Source organism: Natroniella sp. ANB-PHB2 (genome assembly GCF_046097105.1).
Lineage (GTDB): Bacteria > Bacillota > Halanaerobiia > Halobacteroidales > Halobacteroidaceae > Natroniella.
In genome coordinates, this window is the sequence record NZ_CP175562.1 from 340,432 (window position 1) to 358,304 (window position 17,873).

A 17,873-nucleotide genomic window follows, 5' to 3' on the forward strand; every position below is an offset into this window, starting at 1 on the left:
AAAGAGAGCTAATAATACGAAATGAAATATAGTGAGGGTTGAGATTAATGAAAGTTATAACTTATTCTAAAAACATATTTATTCCAATAACTGATTTTTGTATTAATGAATGTTCTTATTGCAAGTTTAGATCTGATTTGGAGATAGCTGGGATAATGAAGTTAGAACAGATTAAATCTCATTTGTTTGCTGCTAAAAGTGCAGGGTGTAAGGAGGTACTCTTTAGTTGTGGAACTCAACCTGATAAATCAGTTAAATTTAGACAGCGGTTTCGTTCTGAAACCGGCTATAATTCAGTGGTTGAGTTGGTAACTGCTGCTTGTCAGAAAGCTTTAGAGATAGGTCTGATTCCCCATACTAATTTAGGGGTAATTGATTTTGAAGCATTAGAGATTTTAGCAGAGTATAATGGAAGTATGGGCTTGATGTTGGAGACGACAGCTAAAGTGGCAGCTCATTGCTATTCTTCTACTAAAGATCCTAGTACTAGATTGGAATTTATTGCTCAGGCGGGCCAACTTAAAATTCCTTTTACTACTGGATTATTAGTGGGAATTGGTGAGGAGAAGAAGGATAGAATCAACAGCTTACAGGCTTTATCTGACTTACATAATAAGTATGGTCACCTACAAGAGGTGATTATTCAACCGGTTAAATCAACTAAAAAGGGACTTGCTGGAGTTAGTTTAGTCCAGCTGCAGCAGTTGATTGGGTTGGCCCGAGAAATCATGCCTCCTGAAGTGGCAATTCAGGTTCCTCCTAATCTGGAAATAGAAAACTTAAAGGGGTTGATTGAATCTGGAGTTTCTGATTTGGGAGGGATATCTTCTTTGACTGATGATTATATTAATCCAGAATATAAATGGCCCCAATTAGAGCAATTAAAAGAGGAGCTAGAACCAAAATATCAATTGCGGGAACGCTTGCCTATTTATTCTCATTTTTTGCAGGAGGAATGGTTGAGAAAACGGGTACAGGTCAGTTTGCAGAGAGAGGGGTGGCAGAATGGCTTATAATTTTGATTTATTAGAGTCTATTTTTAAAAAGATAGAAAGAGGAATCAGATTGACAAAAGAGGATGCTATAAATTTATTCAAGGTACAGGGCATCGACCTATATCGAGTACTGGAATTAGCAGATTATAAGCGTCAACAGCAAGTAGGAGACGTTGTTAGCTATGTGGTAAATTATAATTTGAACATTACTAACATTTGTGTCAATGAATGTAAGTTTTGTGCTTTTAGTTGTAGTGAAGAGAGTAAAGAAGCTTATCTATTGACCTTTGCAGAAGTTGAAAAAAGACTTCAAGTAGCTTTGGAGCATGATATTACAGAAATATGTTTTGTGAGTGGGCTTCATCCTAATTTTGATTTTGAATTCTATGCTTCTTTGATAGAAAATATCAGGAAGATAGATAAAAGTTTACATCTGCATGGGGTTACACCTGAAGAGTTAAAGCATGCTTTAGCTAATGAAGGGTTGAGTTATCAGAAAGGATATCAGCAGTTAAAAGAGATAGGGTTAAATTCTATACCTGGAACTGCTGCTGAAATTTTGGATGATGAGATTAGAGAAAAGATCTGTCCTAGTAAGATTAAAACTGAAGAATGGATAGCAGCAATTACAGCAGCACATAATGTAGGTTTAAAATCTACTGCAACGATTATGTATGGACATTTAGAAGGGATTGAAGAGCGGGTTGAGCATTTAAGCTTGATTAGGGATATTCAGGATCAGACCGGTGGTTTTACTGAGTTTATTCCTTTATCATTTATGCCCTATAATACTGAACTATATCGAAGGGGGTGGTTACAAGGAGGAGCAACTGGTAGGGAAGATCTATTAATGATTGCTGTGTCACGTCTTTTTTTAGATAATATTGATAATATTCAGGCCTCATGGGTCAAGTATGGTCCTAAATTAGCTCAATTTATGTTACAGGCTGGAGCTAATGACTTAGGAGGAACCTTATTTAATGAAAAGATTACTAAGAAAGCAGGAGGTAAGAATGGAGAGTATTTATCTGTAGAACAGTTACAGAGCTTAATTAGAGGTTTGAACAGAGAAGCTAAACAGAGGGGAACAATTTATTAGAAGTTAAGGAGAAGTGATAATTTATGAAGGAAATTTCGTTGTATGAAGAGATCTTTGCTGCGTTGGATGGTACAATGGAGAAAGAGACTGGGGATATTGAAGAAGAAAAGCTTCGTTCTAGATCTTTGAAATTTGAAACTGATGTACCTAAGTTGGAAAAGATGTGCTATATTATGGAGCATGTTCTGCTAAAAAAAGAAGTAGAGGCTACTGTTTATGCTGGTTTTCAAAAGGTATCTCGAGCTAGAGATATTTGGGAGCGATTTTTACAGATAGCAGATAATGTTGCTCAGGTCTATATTTTTGGACAGGATGATGATGATCTGGAGTCACATTCTGATGTTGACTTTATTTACTTGCCCGATAAGCATAAGTTGGTTCGGGAGTGGTTTTTGGTAATTGATCAGCCATTGGCTAAATCGATGATGGTAGCTTATGATTTAGATGGTTTTGGAAAGTATGAGGACGAGAAGAAGAGAAATTTTAAAGGTGCTAAGAGTATGAATCCTCGAGTTGTTAAGAAAGCTATTAAATTATTAGATGAAGTAATCGAATCTTATTAATTATAAAGCCTCTCCAGTGGAGAGGCTTTATAATTAATATATTTCAAAATGAGTAGTACGATAATTTTAGCAAGGTGACGAGGCAGAGTTGACAATACAAAACGAAATAGAAATATAATTATAAAAATTAGTAAAAGAGGTTTTAGTATTGTCTTGGAAAATACATAAATATTAAAGCTTAGTTTATAGTTTGAAAGAGCAGTTTACAAACTCATATAAAAGAGTTTAAAATTAGATATAGAAAAACTCCAGCAAAAATGTTACCCTATCTATGGAAACACCCAGAATCCAAGATAGGAGGAATAACATATGCTGGAGTCTAGAGGCTATTTTACCACAAAAATTGAAGATTTAAAAGACCTTATTAAAGCATCTTTTGTGATAATTGATGATACTTGCAAAGAAGTAACCCCAACATATATTAAAAATCGTCGTAATGTTGATAAAGCAATAAATACTGATAGTGAAATAATTACTATTAGCATCATAGGTGAATTATTAACTATCAATTCAGAAAAATCTTGACTAGAATTTGTTAAAAAGAACCTGAAAGACTTATTTCCTGCTATTTGCCATAGAACAAGATTTAATAGAACTCGTAGAAATCTCCATGATGTAATTGAACAAATACGTGAGAAACTATTTAAAATCTTAGGTTATCATTTAGATGAATATAGAATTATTGACAGTATGCCTATTCCTGTTTGCAATTTTGGCAGAGCACATTTCCATAAGGTTTTTCATAGGGCTAATTATGGATATTGTGCTTCTAAAAAAGAAACTTACTTTGGTTTTAAATTACACACACTCATTATTCTTAATGGTTATATTACTGACTTTGTTATAACCCTAGCAAATATAGACGATAGAACTGCTATTTGGGATTTAATTTCACCCTATAATTCAATAAAAATTTTAGGTGATAAAGGATATGTCGACAAAGACATAAAATCTGATTTAAAACAGGAAAAGAATATCGATTTATTTCCCCTTAAACGTAGTAATAGTAAACATCCATACCCTAAGTCATTTAGAAATTTAATTTCTAAAGTAAGGAGAAGAATTGAAACTTCCTTTTCGCAGCTTACTGAACAATTAAATATATCAAAAGTAAATGCAAAGTCATTTTGGGGATTAATAACTAGAATTAAAACAAAATTATTAGCTCATAATTTATGTTGCTTATCAATAAACACTTGGGTAAGAACGTAAATATTGGACATATAAAAGAACTAGTATTCTAACTAAGCTATAGAAAAATTATACGATTAAAGGAGAAGGTATTTTTGATTTATCTATGTTAAATTTTAACTTATTTGTTAATTAGTTTATACTAACACAACGCGTGAATATAATGTGTCCATGAATTTATACTAACAAAAAAGTTTTAATAATAATTGAACATAGTTTACATACTATTATTAAGTAAAAGTAATGGAGGTGTTTGAATGAAACAAAAAACAGTAATAATTATTATTTTATTGATGATCTTTCTTTCTATTCCAGTACAAGCACAGGCTGATACATTAGGGCGAGCTTATTATGAGATAGTAATTCAAGAAGATAACTATTTTCGCTATATTATTCAACCTGGAGATACATTGTATGATCTTTCGCAGTATTTTAAAGTTAATTTAGATACTTTACAGGAGATGAACCCGGAATTAGAAGCTACTAATTTAGTAATTGGTGAAGAAGTTAAGATTAATATTAATGATGATGAGCTTGATTACTATATTACTCTACCTGATGATAGTCTCTGGAAGTTAGCTCAAAGACATAATCTTGATTTAGAAGAAATTATTGAGCATAATAACTTTGCTAATCCTGATCAGCTACGGCAAGATGAGGTTATTCGATTACCAGCAGAGATCTTCGTTGCTAGAAATAAAAATATTAAGCTGATTGAATTTGAATCTGAGGGAGAGCAACTTAGAGTTTCAGGGTTGGCACGGGTTTTTGAAGCCCATGTTAGTTATGCTTTAGAGACTGAAGATGGACAAGTCTTGAAAGAAGATGGTACGGCTGCCACTATTGCTGGTCCGCATTGGGGTAGCTTCGAGATAGAATTAGCTGATATTCCAGCAGAAGCTGATTATTTAGCTGTGTTTTCAGTTAGTATGAAAGACGGTAGCCGACAGGATGAAATTAAACTTGAATTATGATGTTGCTTCAGTAAAATATAGAGGTTAAGTATCATATTAGCTCTTAGGGTGTTGGCCCTAGGGGCTTTTTTTTATTTCGGGCCAACTTTGTGCCAATCTCGGGAGTTGGTTGCTATAATGATTGCAGATGTTGGTCTGTAGGGAAGAGGGGGGATTAATTACTGGCTAGGTGGTAATGATCAGTCCTTAAAGTTCTTAATCAGTATAGTAGTAGTCGATTATATTACTGGCTTATTATCTGCTTTTGTTTTGAAAGAGTTGAACAGTAAATTAGGTCATAGGGGAATACTTCGTAAGATTGGTCTTTTTTTAAGCATAGTGATTGCTCATCTGGCTGATGAAGTGTTGGGAAGTCAAGGGATGATTCGTTTAATGGCAATTTGGTTTTACATCTCTAAAGAAGGGATTAGTGCTGTAGAGAATTTGGTCCAGGTTGGGGTACTAATTCCTAAGGCTTTAAAGAAAACTTTACAACAGATTCAAGAGAAATAGGAGGCATTAAATGAGAGGAGTAATTGATTGTTTTGTTAGAGAAGCAAAGAGTGCAGCTGGATGTATTGAAGGATGAGATACCAGGCAATCCAGAAGAAGGGGATTGGCTACAGATTAAATTTATTCCCGATAAGAAGTATACCAAAGAGAGAAGAAATGGAGAAGCTATTGGATAAGATAACAAGTTAATATTATTTGGTTTGGTCAGTGCCTTCGGGTGCTGGCAAAAATGTTTTATAATTAAAACCTCTCGGAGTATTTTAACTTCGAGAGGTTTTGCTATTAGAAAATTCATTAATTAAAGTACCTGCGATAAAAACAGAAAATATTGCAAATAATATTCCAGATACCAACAATAAAAGAAAATATCTCAAAAAGAAAACTGCCGAACCTATAACCATGAATCCTAAATTAATAATGAGAATTCCAATAGGTAGGTTTTCTTTTTTAAACTTAAAACCATGATTTATAGTGGTGATTCCTGTAAAAAAAAGTATAATAGCACAGGCAGAAATTAATAAAAAATTTCTTATAGGTTCTTGTGGTGTGTTAATGTGATATGATATATAATTTACAACACTCGCTGATTCGGGTAATGACTTAATTTTTGGCAAGGTAAGATACACTAATACTGGTGATGAAATAATCAAAAAGAGATAAATATATCTGTAAGATAGAAATTCAATAAAGAGCTTAAACTTATCTATCAGGCTATTTTCCATAAAAGTTCCTCCTCAGGTAATTTATAGTTTTTTCAAATCTACAATGGTTGCTTTACGAAGTGGATATTTTTCTTCTTCCAGCATTAGATTCATCTAATGTTTTGCAGTTCATTATAAAAACCTCCAATAATTTTATTTTTTTGCACTAGTTATAACATCTATATTAAAGTTGTGTATAGAATATAACTAAATTTTTATTTTGAGTTATATAAAAGATATAACAAAATAAATTGACAATTGGAAAATCATGTAGTATAATTTAATTGTATTACTTTGAAAATAATGTTTGGGAGGTGTAAAATGAAACTAGGAGAGATTGCTGAGATACAATCTGGACTTGTTTTATCTAGAAAAAGAGCAGAGACAGAATTTGAAACAGTTAAAAGTTATAAAATTATAACACTTAAAAGCCTAGTTGATGGGATATTAAATTTAGACTATATTGAAGATTTTTCTAGTGTTGAGGAGCTATCAGATAAGTACATAACTCAAAAGGGAGATGTACTTATTAGGTTAAGTGAACCTAATACAGCAATTTATATTAATGAAATTTTGACAGGGTATCTTGTGCCATCAAATTTTAGTATTATTCGATTAAAGACTGATAATATTTCACCTGAATTTTTAGCTTTATATTTAAATAGTAGAAGAGTAAAAAGAGAAATGAAAATATCACATATAGGTAGTACGATACGAGCGATCAAGAAGTCTTTTCTTTCAAATTTAGAAATAGAAGAAATTCCATTAGAAAAGCAGAAAATAGTGACTGAAATAAGAAGGTTACATTTAAAAGAGAAAAGCTTATTAAAAGAGTTACTAGAACAAAAGGAAAAATTATACCAAGGAGTTATAAATAAAGTCTTATAAATTAAAGGAGGATTTGTAATGGGAGACACAAAACAAGAAACTATTAATAATGCACTATGGAAAGCATGTGATACATTTAGAGGAAAAATAGATTCAAGTATTTATAAAGATTATGTTTTAGTAATCCTATTTTTAAAATACTTAAGTGATATTCACAAAGAAAACTTAGAGGAGTATAGGGAAAAGTATGATGGAGATGAAACTAGAATCCAACGCGCACTGAAAAGAGAAAGGTTTGTCTTGGATGAAGAATGTACCTTTGATTACTTATACTCAAAAAGAAATGAATCTGATATTGGAGAAACAATCAATAAAGCATTAATGAAACTAGAAGAAGAGAACAAGACTAAACTTAGAGGAGTCTTTAGAAATATCGATTTCAATAGTGAAGCTATTCTTGGTAGTACTAAAGATAGAAATTTTATGTTAAAGCATTTATTAGAGGATTTTGATTCTGAAGAACTTGATTTAAGACCATCTAAATTAGGGAAAGAAGATATTATAGGTAATGCTTATATGTATCTTGTAGAGCGTTTTGCCAGTGATGCTGGTAAGAAGGGTGGAGAATTCTTTACACCTTCTATGGTGTCTGAGCTTTTAGCTAGGCTTGTTAAGCCTCAAGAAAATGATCGAATCTATGATCCAACCTGTGGTTCTGGTTCATTATTGATCAAGGTAGTTGACCAAGTACCTAGTTCTGAAGAGAACAAAAGCCATAAGGTAGCAGTTTATGGTCAGGAGAGAAACGGTCAGACCCATTCACTCTGTAAGTTGAATATGTTTCTAAATAGCATTGATGATGCTAGAATTGAGTGGGGTGATACCATTGCTAATCCTAAACATCTTGAAGATGATAAATTAATGAAGTTTCAGGTAGTAGTTGCTAATCCACCATTCTCACTTAAGAAGTGGTATATGGGTTTTGCTGATGAAAAGGATTCAAAAAAGGTTAAACTTGATAAATCTATAGATCCATATGGTCGTTTTGAGTTGGGAGTACCTCCTAAATCAAGAGGAGACTATGCTTTTATTCTACATATGATTCATAGTATGGCCGAAGATGGGCGAATGGCAGTAGTCTTACCTCATGGGGTTTTATTTAGAAGTAGAAGAGAGAAAAAGATTAGACAGAGAATTATTGAAGAGAATTTATTAGATGCTGTAATTGGACTTCCTGAGAACCTATTTTTTGGAACAGGTATTCCAGCTTGTGTGCTAGTGATGAAGAAGAATAGAGAAAGAGACGAGATTTTATTTGTTGATGCTAGTGGCGAGGATTGCTATGAAGATGGTACTAATCAAAATAAGTTGAGAGAAGAGGATATTGCAAAAATAGTAGAAACCTATGAGAATTATGAAACAATAGATAAGTATTCTTATTTAGCTCCATTGGAGGAGATAGAAGAGAATAATTATAACTTAAATATTCCTCGTTATGTTGATACTTTTGAGGAACCAGAACCAGTTGATATGGATCAAGTTGCTAATAATATAGCAGAGATTAAAGAAGAAATTGAAGAAGTAGAAGAGCAGATGCAGAAGTATATTAAAGAGTTAGGGTTGTAGGTGGTAATATGGATAAATGGAAAAAACATTCATTTGGAGAAGTTGCTGAAAGATCAAAAGAAAGACATAATCCTAAAAAGGAAGAAGAAGATTTAAAGTGTATAGAACTAGAACATTTAGAGTCTGAGACTGGAAGATTATTAGGATATACTTATTCGCATAGACAAAAAAGCACTAAAAATAAATTTTATGAAGATGAGGTCTTATATGGTAAACTTAGACCCTATCTAAAGAAATATTATTTGGCTGATTTTGAAGGGGTTTGTTCTTCTGAGATTTGGGTCTTAAGAGCAAAGAAAGAAACAATATTGAATGAATATTTATATTATTTAGTACAAACAAGTAGGTTTAATCGATTTGCTAACATAACATCTGGAACAAAAATGCCGCGGGCTAATTGGAGTTTTATATCAGAAACAATGTTTAAAATCCCACCTAAAAATGAACAAAGAAAAATTTCTAATATTATTTCAATTTGGGATAAAGGAATTAAGTTAAAAAAAGAATTGATTGAAGAAAAGAGGAAACAGAAAAAAGGGCTGATGCAGCGTTTATTGACTGGTAAAGTAAGGTTAGATGGATTTAATGAAGAGTGGAAAGAAGTAAAATTAGGTAAAGTCTTAGAAGAAAGAAAAGAACGTGGGTATGAAGATTTAGAATTATTATCTATAACTTCTTCAGAAGGAGTTATTAAAAGAAGTGAATTAGATAAGAAAAATACTTCGAGTAGCAATAAAAGTAAATATAAGCGAATACTCCCTAAAGATATTGGTTATAACACTATGAGGATGTGGCAGGGAGTTTGTGGTGTTTCTGAATATGAAGGTATAGTAAGCCCTGCTTATACTATTTTAAAGCCTACTGATACAGTTGATTCATATTTTATGGGGTATTTATTTAAATTACCTACGATTATCAATCTGTTTAGAAGATATTCTCAAGGAATGGTAAATGACACATTAAATTTAAGATATAATAATTTTAAGCAGATTAAAGTAACTATCCCAACTGATATTGAAGAGCAAAGAGAGATTGTTAAAATATTAAAATTACAAGATAAAGAGATTGAACTTCTCGAGCAAGAAGTGGAAGCTTTAAAAGAACAGAAGAAAGGTTTAATGCAATTATTACTTACTGGAAAGGTCAGAGTGGAGTGTTAAATCACTTCACTCCTTTTCTAAATAAATTGGAGGTGGATAGAGTGGAAGAAAGAGCAAAGTATTATGAAGAAGATGTAAGTCAACAACCTGCTATAGACCTACTTAAATCTTTAGGTTATAAATATCTTTCACCTAGTGAAGCAACTGAGATGCGAGGAAATCTCTATAATGTATTATTGACAGATGTTTTAAAAGAGCAATTACAAAGGTTGAATTCTTTTGAATATAAAGGTGAAGAACATAACTTCTCTAAAAAAAATATCGAACAGGCTATCAAAGACTTAGATGAGCCCTTAACCGATGGCCTTGTAAAAACTAATGAAAAGATTTATGATCACTTGATGGTTGGTAAAAGCTATGAAGAACATCTACCTGATGGTAATAAGAGTTCTTTTAGTATTAATTATATTGATTGGGAGAACCCCGAAAATAATGTCTATCATGTGGTGGATGAATTTTCAGTAGAAAGAGCAGATGGTAGAGGCAATAAAAGGCCAGATATTGTTCTATTTGTTAATGGTATCCCCTTTGTTGTAATCGAATGTAAACGTTCTTCAATCTCTGTCAAAGAAGGAATAGAACAGACGATTGATTATCAGTCTAAGGAAAAAATTCCTCACTTATATAAGTATATTCAGATTGTAATGGCTACTAATAAGAATGAAACCAAGTATGGAACCTGTGCTACTCAAAAAAAGTTTTGGTCTCTATGGCGTGAAGAGTATGAAGATTGGTTACAGGATAAAATTAATCAACATATTACTGGACGAATGCCAACTCATCAAGATAAGAGAATTATTTCTTTGTTTTCACCTAAAAGACTGGTTGAACTTACTAAATATTTTGTTGTTTTTGATAAAAATGAAAAGAAGATAGCCCGTTATCAACAATACTTTGCAGTTAAAGAAACTATCAAATCAATTACAACCTTTGATAAAAAGGGAAATCGCCAAGGAGGTGTCATCTGGCATACTCAAGGCTCAGGAAAATCACTGACTATGGTTATGCTTTCAAAATATATTTTAGAAAATATATCAGAATCTAGAGTAGTTGTAGTAACAGACAGAATTAATCTTGATAAACAGATCAGAAAAACTTTTAAACATACTAGATTAAAACCAAATAGAGCTACCTCTGGTCAGAACTTAATAGATTTAATTGAAGATAATCATGCTGATATAATAACTACCGTAGTTAATAAATTTGAGACTGCTTCTAAAAAGAAGGTTAAGATTGAAAGTAGAAATATATTTATTCTTGTTGATGAATCCCATAGAAGCCAATATGGTGAACTTCATACCAAGATGAGACTGGTCTTTCCTAATGCTTGTTATTTAGGCTTTACTGGAACACCTTTAATGAAAAAAGAGAAGAATACAATGGTCAAATTTGGGCGGCGTAAACCGATTCATACCTATACAATTGCTGATGGAGTTGAGGATAACACAATAGTGCCATTGCTTTATGAAGGGAAAATGGTAGAGCAGACTGTTAATAAAAGAGCAATCGACAACCGATTAGAGATGATAACTAGGCATTTAAACGATGAACAGACAGAAGAAGTGAAGCAAAAATGGAGTAGGTTTAAAAAGATAGCTACCAGTGACCAAAGAATAAAATTTATAGCTTTTGATATTAATGATCATTTTCTTAAAAACTATAAAACTGATGGGTGTCACTTTAAGGCTATGTTAGCTACCAATGGTAAAATAGAAGCTATTAGATATCTTGAAGCATTTGAGGAATTGAGTGATTTAAAGGCAGCTGTTGTTATTTCACCACCAGATCAGAAAGAAGGTAAATCAGAAGTAGATCGACATTCTAAAAATAAAATTCAAAATTTTTGGAATAGGATGATGAAAAAATATAGTGATAAAGATGATTATGAAGAATCAATCAAAGATGATTTTAAAAATGGGGATTTAGATTTATTAATAGTTGTTGATAAATTATTAACTGGCTTTGATGCTCCAAAAGCTAGTGTATTATATATTGACAAACAGATGAGAGAACATACTTTACTGCAAGCAATAGCAAGAGTTAATAGAATATATGAAGGCAAAGACTATGGTTATATAGTTGATTATATGGGCTTAATTAGAGAGTTAGATGAGGCTATGCAGATGTATTCAGGTTCTGGTTTAGAAAACTTTGACCCTAAAGATTTACAAGGAGCTTTATATGACGTTAAAACTATTATAGGAAAGCTAAGAGAAGCACATTCTCAACTGCTTGATATCTTCATTCCTGTTAAGAATAAAGAAGACATGGAAGAGTATGAGGTTAGGCTTGCTAATGAAGAACTAAGAGAAGAGTTTTATGAAGTATTAAGTAAGTTTAGTAGAAATCTTAGTATAGCTCTTCAATCAGAAAGAATTTATAAGGAATTAGGAAGAGAAAAATTAAATGAATATAAAAAAGACCTTAAGTTTTTTCAGGAATTAAGAAAGAGTGTTAAGCTTAGATATTCTGATGAAATTGATCATGAGGAATATGAAGTCAAAATGCAGAAATTGATGGATAATTATATAGCTTCAGAAGAAGTAGTTAGAATTACGAATCCTGTTGATGTTTTAAATGAAAAAGGATTTGAAGAGGAGTTAGAAAGGCTTGGAACACCTAGGGCCAAAGCAGATGCTATCAGAACAAGACTAAGCAAGCGAATTGATATTAAAATGAATGAAAATCCAGCTTTTTATAAGAAGTTTTCAGAGAAGGTTAAAGAGACACTGGCGGAGTATAAAGAGAAAAGAATCTCTGATGATGAATATTTTAAAAAGATGAAGGATATCAAAAATGATTTTAAAAGTGGAAAATCTGGTGTGAAATATCCAAAGAATATTAAGCAGAATAAAGATGCTCAAGCTTTTTATGGAGCGACTAAAGAGATTATAGAAAGAAATAACGATTTAGATAATGAAGAAGTTATAGGAGAAATTGCTTTAGAAGTAGATGAAATCATTGCTCAACATTCAAAAGTAGATTGGCATGATAATATAGAGGTACACAAGAGAATAGAACAAGAATTAGATGATCTCTTATTTAAGATTAATAAAGAATCTGATTTAGACTTATCACTTGATCAAATAGATGAGATAATAGATAATGTAAAAGTTATTGCACTTAGAAGATATTAAAGGGTGGTATTATGGCAAAGCATGAAATAAATTATGGAGAAAAATCAATTCAATTTGAACTTGAAAGAAAAGATGTAAAGAATATAAATTTAAATGTAAAACCAGATATGTCAGTTGTGGTATCAGCAAATGAGAGTATTCCGTTAGACTTTATTAAAAGAACTGTAAAGGATAAAGCTAGATGGATCTTGAAAAATATTAATTACTTTAAAGATACTCAGCCTAAAGAGATAAATAAAGAGTATGTAAGTGGAGAATCAATTAAATATTTAGGTAAGCAATATAGATTAAAAGTAATAGAATCTAAGCAAGAACAAGAGGAGGTTAAGTACTATAGAGGGTATATCTATCTTTATACGATTAATAAAGATGATTATCAGAAAAAGAAAGAACTCATCTCAAAATGGCTTAGAAATAAATCCCAAGAAAAATTTAATGATGCCTTAGATAAGATGTATCCTCAACTCAAAAGATATGGAGTAAGTAAACCAAAGATAAAGATAAAGACCATGAAAGCAAGGTGGGGTTCTTGCTTAAAAGATAGCAATACAATTCTTTTGAACTCTGAACTTATTAAAGCTCCAAAACACTGTATTGATTATGTGGTCTTACATGAGCTTATACACTTTAAGTATACTTATCATAATCAAGATTTCTATGATTTTTTAACAGCTTTAATGCCAGATTGGAAACAGCGAAAGGAGATTTTAGATCAGGAGGTAGTGAAGGAATTATAACAATTATATTATAGATGATTTCAGAATATTATTAGCAGTAATAATTTAACTAATTTTTCCATGTATATTGATTTTTAGATAGAATCGTTTAATAACTTAATTAATTTATTAATTGTCAAAAATATTATACTTACAAGGGTTTTATTTTAAAATTAATTTTAAGTTATTATCATATGATAACATTTTTCTTGATTTTATGTATAGATTTAAGTATAATAAACATATACTATAAGGAGATGGGTTAATGTTGATATCTGATAAAGAAGAGGTTGTGAAATTATTAAAAAAACTAAAAAAATCTATCGATCCTTTAGATTTAGACTATGAATTTATTTTTAAGAAAGAAACTAATGGTTTTTTTGGAAGATATGGTATTTTAAGAAAGCATATACAAGAAGAGATCAAACAGTTTACTATTGCTAATTATCTTAAAGGACCAGAAAGTGATCATGCAGGATTAGCAGGAGAAATTTGGGCTTTTAAATTTAATGTAGATGATCATAAATTATATATAAAGTTTAGAAAAGCTGATAATTGTTTTATTTGTTTTCGGATACATCCAGATGATGAATCTAAGGAATGTCCTTATGCTTAGTTAAAGAAGGGGGGAGTAATTATGGAGAAGTTTTGTCCAGAATGTTTACAAAAGCAAAAATTCAAAAAAATTAAAGATGAAATTATTCATGAGGTCAAAAATGAAAGTTTTACAAATGAAATTAAAAAAATTATTTGTGAAAAATGTGGAGAAGAAATAATTGAAGACGAAGAATTTGATAAAAGTTTATTAATGGCGTTTAATAAATATCGGGAAAAATATAATTTGCTTTTTCCTTCTAAAATAAAGAGTATAAGAAAAAAATATGATTTAAGTCAAAGAGATTTTGCTGATATTATCGGATGTAGTGTAGCAACAATCAATCGATATGAGAATGGAGCTTTACAAGATAATGTTCATGATCATTTAATAAGACTTATTGATAATCCTGAAAATATGGACGCTATTATTAAGAAAAACAAAGATAAAATAAAAACTAAAACTATTAAAAAAATGAAGAAAAAACTATCTGAATTAATAAAAGAATCTAAAAAAAGCAAATTAAAATCGACATACATCGAATTTCTTCAAGATTTTGAAGAGCGATTTACTGGATTTAAAAAATTTAATATAGAAAAAATGGCGAATGTTATTGTTTTTTTTACTGGGGAAATTCCTAATCTACCTAAAAGTAAACTTTTGAAATTAATATGGTATTCTGAGTTTGTTAACTTTAAAAGAACATCATTATCTATTTGTGGAACTCCTTTTCAACATTATAAGTATGGTCCTGTTCCATTACGTTTTAAACATTTACTTGCTATTATTGAAGAAGATTTAAATGCGATTACCCATGAAGAAATTTTTCATCCATATATGGGAGAAGTATTCAAGGCTAATATTGAATTTGATAAAAGTTTATTTTCAGAAGAAGAAATTGAAACTTTAAACTTGGTGTATAATCAATTTAAGGATTATACAGCTTCTGAAATATGTGCTAGATCTCATGATGAAAAAGGATACCGAGAAACAAATCATGAGGATTTAATTCCTTATGACTATGCTGATGCAATTTCCATATAAATCATTTTCTTCGACTAGTTTCCCTACCACCAATGGGAAGTCGTGAACCACGAGGATATCCAGGCTAGAGTGTTTAAATGGAGTATGTAGTTCAGGAGAAAAGCACTCCTGAATCACATCTTTTAATAAAAGCGTTAACTAGTATCTTAAAAAGAGAATATCTGATTCAACTAAACTATCATCTTTTATGGTGATAGTTTTTTATTACAAGGCTGGTCATCGGCCCGCAGGGTAGGACGATCCTTAGTCGTTAAAGGAGACACTCTGTTGTGTGAAGTCGGCTGGAATACTAATGGTGTTGGCCCTATTGCTAAACTCTTTAATCTATTATTACTATGCAAATATTCCATAACAAGTATAAATGTATATCAAAGACTGATGATTAAAATTATTTTCACTTGATTTTATGGATAATCAACATGAAAGATAAAGAGATGTAAGCAAAAAAATATTTGAAAAAGGTTAACTTTTATGCTACTATAAAGATGAATAAAAATACAATAATTTAATAATTTGGATCTAAAACTGCATGAAAACCTAAAAAAAATAAGATTGAACAGAGAAAAGTCAAGGGCCAACAGCCTTTGACTTTATTTTTTTGCTATTAAGAAGGAGGTGTTGTCAGCAAATGAATAATGAAGAGATTAAGATCATTAAATGTAGTGGTAAGAAGGTTGATAGTAGTAGGTGTAGCAGAAAAAATGAGGTTAGTGTAGACTTTAAAGGTAAGTGGTATTGCTGGCAGCACCAAGATAGGTCACAGCATGTCACAGATGTGTCGATTAAGGAGTTAGATCAGAATCAGCTTAAGGCTATTGATCTTCTTATCTCAGGTGAGTTTACTAAAACAGAGATAGCTAATAAGTGTGACATCAGTAGAAGGCAGTTATATAGGTGGCTAGAGGATGAGTTCTTTAAGGAAGTTTATTATCAGAGGTTAGATGAGATTAAGGATAAGTTTAATCCTAAGTTGTTGAATATGATTAATGGGATTATGGATTCTGCTAAGGTTGATAAGATAGAGGATGAGTTGGATAAGATTGATGCTTTAGAGAAGTTATTTAAGTTGTATCAATTATTAAATGGTGAGGCGACTGATATTATTAAAGGGGATTTTAAGCATCAGGGAGATATGAACTATAGGATTGATCTGTCTTATATGAGTGATGAAGAGTTGGAGAAAGAGCTAAAAAAATTGAGAATTGAGAGTTAGAGAGCAATTAAGAATTAAAAGTCAAATACAAAAGTTAAGATCAGAAGAAGATAATTTATTGGAATAGATAAGCAAAGAAACTATGAGTAGTGTGGTGATAGTATGGATAGAAAAGAGAAGGAGCGATTGTTGATTTTTGAGCGGGAGAGGAGGATTAGGAGGGCGAGAGTTAACTTATGGGAGTTTTGTCGGGTGTTGGCCCCTGATTTTTATCGGGAGGGAAGGTGGCATTTGAAGTTGTTATGTGATACTCTACAAGCTCTTTATGAGGGTAGGTTGGTTAAAGAGGATGGGAGTCCTTATAGAAAGTTAATGATGAATATGCCACCACGCCATGGAAAATCTAGGACTTTGATTAATTTCTGTATGTGGGCATTGGGTAAGGATAAGACCAATAAAGTAATCACTTGTAGCTATAATGATGATGCGGCAAGTGATTTTTCTCGTTATACCAGAGATGGGATAGCTCAGGAGAAGACTTATCCTCATGAGATCATCTATCAAGATATCTTTCCTGAGAGTAGAATCAAGAAAGGAAATGGGTCATATCAGCAGTGGGCTTTGGAAGGTGAGTTCTTTAATTATAAGGGTGCTGGAATTGGAGGGAGTATTACAGGGAAGGGTTGTAATATCTCAATAGTTGATGATCCAGTCAAGGATGCAGAGACGGCACTTAATGCTAGGGCTTTAGATAAGATTTGGACTTGGTATAGTGGGACTTTTCTTTCTCGTAAGGAGGAAGGGGCAATTGAGATTGTTAATATGACCAGATGGGCCAAGAAGGATATCTGTGGTCGGATATTGGTTGGCCCGGAGGCTGATGAGTGGTATCTATTGAAGTTGGAGGCTAAGGATGAGGAAGGAGAGATGCTGTGTCCTGACCTTCTCTCAGAGAAGAGTTATCAGAGTTTAAAGGTTAATATGGTGCCAGAGATATTTAAGGCTAATTATCATCAAAAGCCAATAGATCAGAAGGGTAAACTCTATAGTCACTTTAGTACTTATACCGACTTGCCAACAAGTGAAGAAGGGCAAAGGCTGATCTCTTATATTGATACTGCTGATCAAGGTGATGATTATCTTTGTGCGATAGTAGGGGTGGAGTGTGAGGGAGAGATTTATATAGTTGATATTCTTTATACCAAGGAGGGAATGGAGGTTACTGAACCCCAGACAGCAGAGTTCTTGCTTAGAAATAGGGTTAATAGCGTTAAGATTGAGAATAATAATGGTGGTAGGAGCTTTGCTCGGAATGTAGAGAGGATATTGTGGGAGGATTATCAGACAAGAAGGATTGACCTGCAGTGGTTTCACCAGAGTAAGAATAAGAAGGCAAGGATTATATCTAATAGTAGTTTTGTGATGAATCATATCTATTTTCCAGAGGATTGGAAGAATCGTTGGCCCAACTACTATGAGGCGATGAACTCTTATCAGAAATCAGGAAAGAATAGAAATGATGATGGCCCAGATGCAACGACAGGGTTGGCTGAGATGGTCAGTGAAGGGTTTGAGTTGATGATAGGGAGAGTTTAAGAG

At 32.0% G+C, this 17,873-nt stretch carries 16 protein-coding genes and 1 pseudogene; 16 read left to right on the forward strand and 1 reads right to left on the reverse strand.

Annotated features, from left to right (window positions below):
- The first annotated feature begins 47 nt into the window (after positions 1–47).
- From cofG to ACKF5P_RS01810, 7 genes and pseudogenes are all read left to right on the forward strand, one after another.
- A complete protein-coding gene (gene cofG / locus ACKF5P_RS01780; protein WP_408955799.1) occupies positions 48–1,016 on the forward strand; it encodes a 7,8-didemethyl-8-hydroxy-5-deazariboflavin synthase subunit CofG in 969 nt (322 codons plus the stop codon).
- Positions 1,006–2,094 (forward strand): 7,8-didemethyl-8-hydroxy-5-deazariboflavin synthase subunit CofH, encoded by a 1,089-nt coding sequence (gene cofH / locus ACKF5P_RS01785; RefSeq protein ID WP_408955800.1) that lies wholly within the window; start codon positions 1,006–1,008, stop codon positions 2,092–2,094. Before cofG ends, cofH begins: the two co-directional genes overlap by 11 nt.
- Before the next feature lie 23 nt (positions 2,095–2,117).
- Complete coding sequence (locus tag ACKF5P_RS01790) at positions 2,118–2,657, forward strand: DICT sensory domain-containing protein (protein ID WP_408955801.1); 540 nt, start codon at positions 2,118–2,120, stop codon at positions 2,655–2,657.
- Positions 2,658–2,966: 309 nt separating this feature from the next.
- Positions 2,967–3,901: pseudogene (locus tag ACKF5P_RS01795) on the forward strand (IS982 family transposase).
- 204 nt (positions 3,902–4,105) lie between these two features.
- Positions 4,106–4,822: a LysM peptidoglycan-binding domain-containing protein gene (locus ACKF5P_RS01800; RefSeq protein ID WP_408955802.1), complete on the forward strand. Its 717-nt coding sequence runs from the start codon at positions 4,106–4,108 to the stop codon at positions 4,820–4,822.
- A gap of 153 nt (positions 4,823–4,975) precedes the next feature.
- The gene (locus ACKF5P_RS01805) at positions 4,976–5,314 is read left to right on the forward strand and encodes a holin family protein (RefSeq protein WP_408956610.1); all 339 of its coding nucleotides are present in this window, start codon (positions 4,976–4,978) and stop codon (positions 5,312–5,314) included.
- Between the two features lie 32 nt (positions 5,315–5,346).
- On the forward strand, positions 5,347–5,490 hold the full coding sequence (locus ACKF5P_RS01810) for a hypothetical protein (RefSeq protein ID WP_408955803.1): 144 nt from the start codon (positions 5,347–5,349) through the stop codon (positions 5,488–5,490).
- Positions 5,491–5,574: 84 nt separating this feature from the next.
- Here the strand turns inward: ACKF5P_RS01810 and ACKF5P_RS01815 are convergent, their stop codons facing one another.
- A complete protein-coding gene (locus ACKF5P_RS01815; RefSeq protein ID WP_408955804.1) occupies positions 5,575–6,036 on the reverse strand; it encodes a hypothetical protein in 462 nt (153 codons plus the stop codon).
- Between the two features lie 300 nt (positions 6,037–6,336).
- On the opposite strand from ACKF5P_RS01815, the gene ACKF5P_RS01820 reads away from it, so the two are divergent.
- From ACKF5P_RS01820 to terL, 9 genes are all read left to right on the forward strand, one after another.
- A complete protein-coding gene (locus ACKF5P_RS01820) occupies positions 6,337–6,903 on the forward strand; it encodes a restriction endonuclease subunit S (protein ID WP_408955805.1) in 567 nt (188 codons plus the stop codon).
- Positions 6,904–6,921: 18 nt separating this feature from the next.
- Positions 6,922–8,469, forward strand: a complete 1,548-nt coding sequence (locus ACKF5P_RS01825) for a type I restriction-modification system subunit M (protein WP_408955806.1) — start codon at positions 6,922–6,924, stop codon at positions 8,467–8,469.
- 8 nt (positions 8,470–8,477) lie between these two features.
- Positions 8,478–9,629: a restriction endonuclease subunit S gene (locus ACKF5P_RS01830; protein WP_408955807.1), complete on the forward strand. Its 1,152-nt coding sequence runs from the start codon at positions 8,478–8,480 to the stop codon at positions 9,627–9,629.
- A 41-nt stretch (positions 9,630–9,670) separates the two neighbouring features.
- Positions 9,671–12,766: a type I restriction endonuclease subunit R gene (locus tag ACKF5P_RS01835; protein WP_408955808.1), complete on the forward strand. Its 3,096-nt coding sequence runs from the start codon at positions 9,671–9,673 to the stop codon at positions 12,764–12,766.
- A gap of 11 nt (positions 12,767–12,777) precedes the next feature.
- A complete protein-coding gene (locus ACKF5P_RS01840; RefSeq protein ID WP_408955809.1) occupies positions 12,778–13,503 on the forward strand; it encodes a M48 family metallopeptidase in 726 nt (241 codons plus the stop codon).
- A 244-nt stretch (positions 13,504–13,747) separates the two neighbouring features.
- On the forward strand, positions 13,748–14,098 hold the full coding sequence (locus ACKF5P_RS01845) for a hypothetical protein (RefSeq protein ID WP_408955810.1): 351 nt from the start codon (positions 13,748–13,750) through the stop codon (positions 14,096–14,098).
- Between the two features lie 21 nt (positions 14,099–14,119).
- Positions 14,120–15,121 carry a type II TA system antitoxin MqsA family protein gene (locus ACKF5P_RS01850; RefSeq protein ID WP_408955811.1) on the forward strand — a complete coding sequence of 334 codons (1,002 nt, stop codon included), beginning with the start codon at positions 14,120–14,122 and terminating at the stop codon, positions 15,119–15,121.
- Between the two features lie 628 nt (positions 15,122–15,749).
- On the forward strand, positions 15,750–16,334 hold the full coding sequence (locus ACKF5P_RS01855) for a phBC6A51 family helix-turn-helix protein (protein WP_408955812.1): 585 nt from the start codon (positions 15,750–15,752) through the stop codon (positions 16,332–16,334).
- 102 nt (positions 16,335–16,436) lie between these two features.
- Positions 16,437–17,870 carry a phage terminase large subunit gene (gene terL, locus ACKF5P_RS01860; RefSeq protein ID WP_408955813.1) on the forward strand — a complete coding sequence of 478 codons (1,434 nt, stop codon included), beginning with the start codon at positions 16,437–16,439 and terminating at the stop codon, positions 17,868–17,870.
- The last annotated feature ends 3 nt before the right edge of the window (positions 17,871–17,873 follow it).

Coding starts and splice junctions, on each gene's coding strand:
- cofG (WP_408955799.1), top strand. CDS start 48: ATGAAAGTTATAACTTATTCTAAAAACATATTTATTCCAATAACTGAT.
- cofH (WP_408955800.1), top strand. CDS start 1,006: ATGGCTTATAATTTTGATTTATTAGAGTCTATTTTTAAAAAGATAGAA.
- ACKF5P_RS01790 (WP_408955801.1), top strand. CDS start 2,118: ATGAAGGAAATTTCGTTGTATGAAGAGATCTTTGCTGCGTTGGATGGT.
- ACKF5P_RS01800 (WP_408955802.1), top strand. CDS start 4,106: ATGAAACAAAAAACAGTAATAATTATTATTTTATTGATGATCTTTCTT.
- ACKF5P_RS01815 (WP_408955804.1), bottom strand. CDS start 6,036: ATGGAAAATAGCCTGATAGATAAGTTTAAGCTCTTTATTGAATTTCTA.
- ACKF5P_RS01820 (WP_408955805.1), top strand. CDS start 6,337: ATGAAACTAGGAGAGATTGCTGAGATACAATCTGGACTTGTTTTATCT.
- ACKF5P_RS01825 (WP_408955806.1), top strand. CDS start 6,922: ATGGGAGACACAAAACAAGAAACTATTAATAATGCACTATGGAAAGCA.
- ACKF5P_RS01830 (WP_408955807.1), top strand. CDS start 8,478: ATGGATAAATGGAAAAAACATTCATTTGGAGAAGTTGCTGAAAGATCA.
- ACKF5P_RS01840 (WP_408955809.1), top strand. CDS start 12,778: ATGGCAAAGCATGAAATAAATTATGGAGAAAAATCAATTCAATTTGAA.
- ACKF5P_RS01845 (WP_408955810.1), top strand. CDS start 13,748: ATGTTGATATCTGATAAAGAAGAGGTTGTGAAATTATTAAAAAAACTA.
- ACKF5P_RS01850 (WP_408955811.1), top strand. CDS start 14,120: ATGGAGAAGTTTTGTCCAGAATGTTTACAAAAGCAAAAATTCAAAAAA.
- ACKF5P_RS01855 (WP_408955812.1), top strand. CDS start 15,750: ATGAATAATGAAGAGATTAAGATCATTAAATGTAGTGGTAAGAAGGTT.
- terL (WP_408955813.1), top strand. CDS start 16,437: ATGGATAGAAAAGAGAAGGAGCGATTGTTGATTTTTGAGCGGGAGAGG.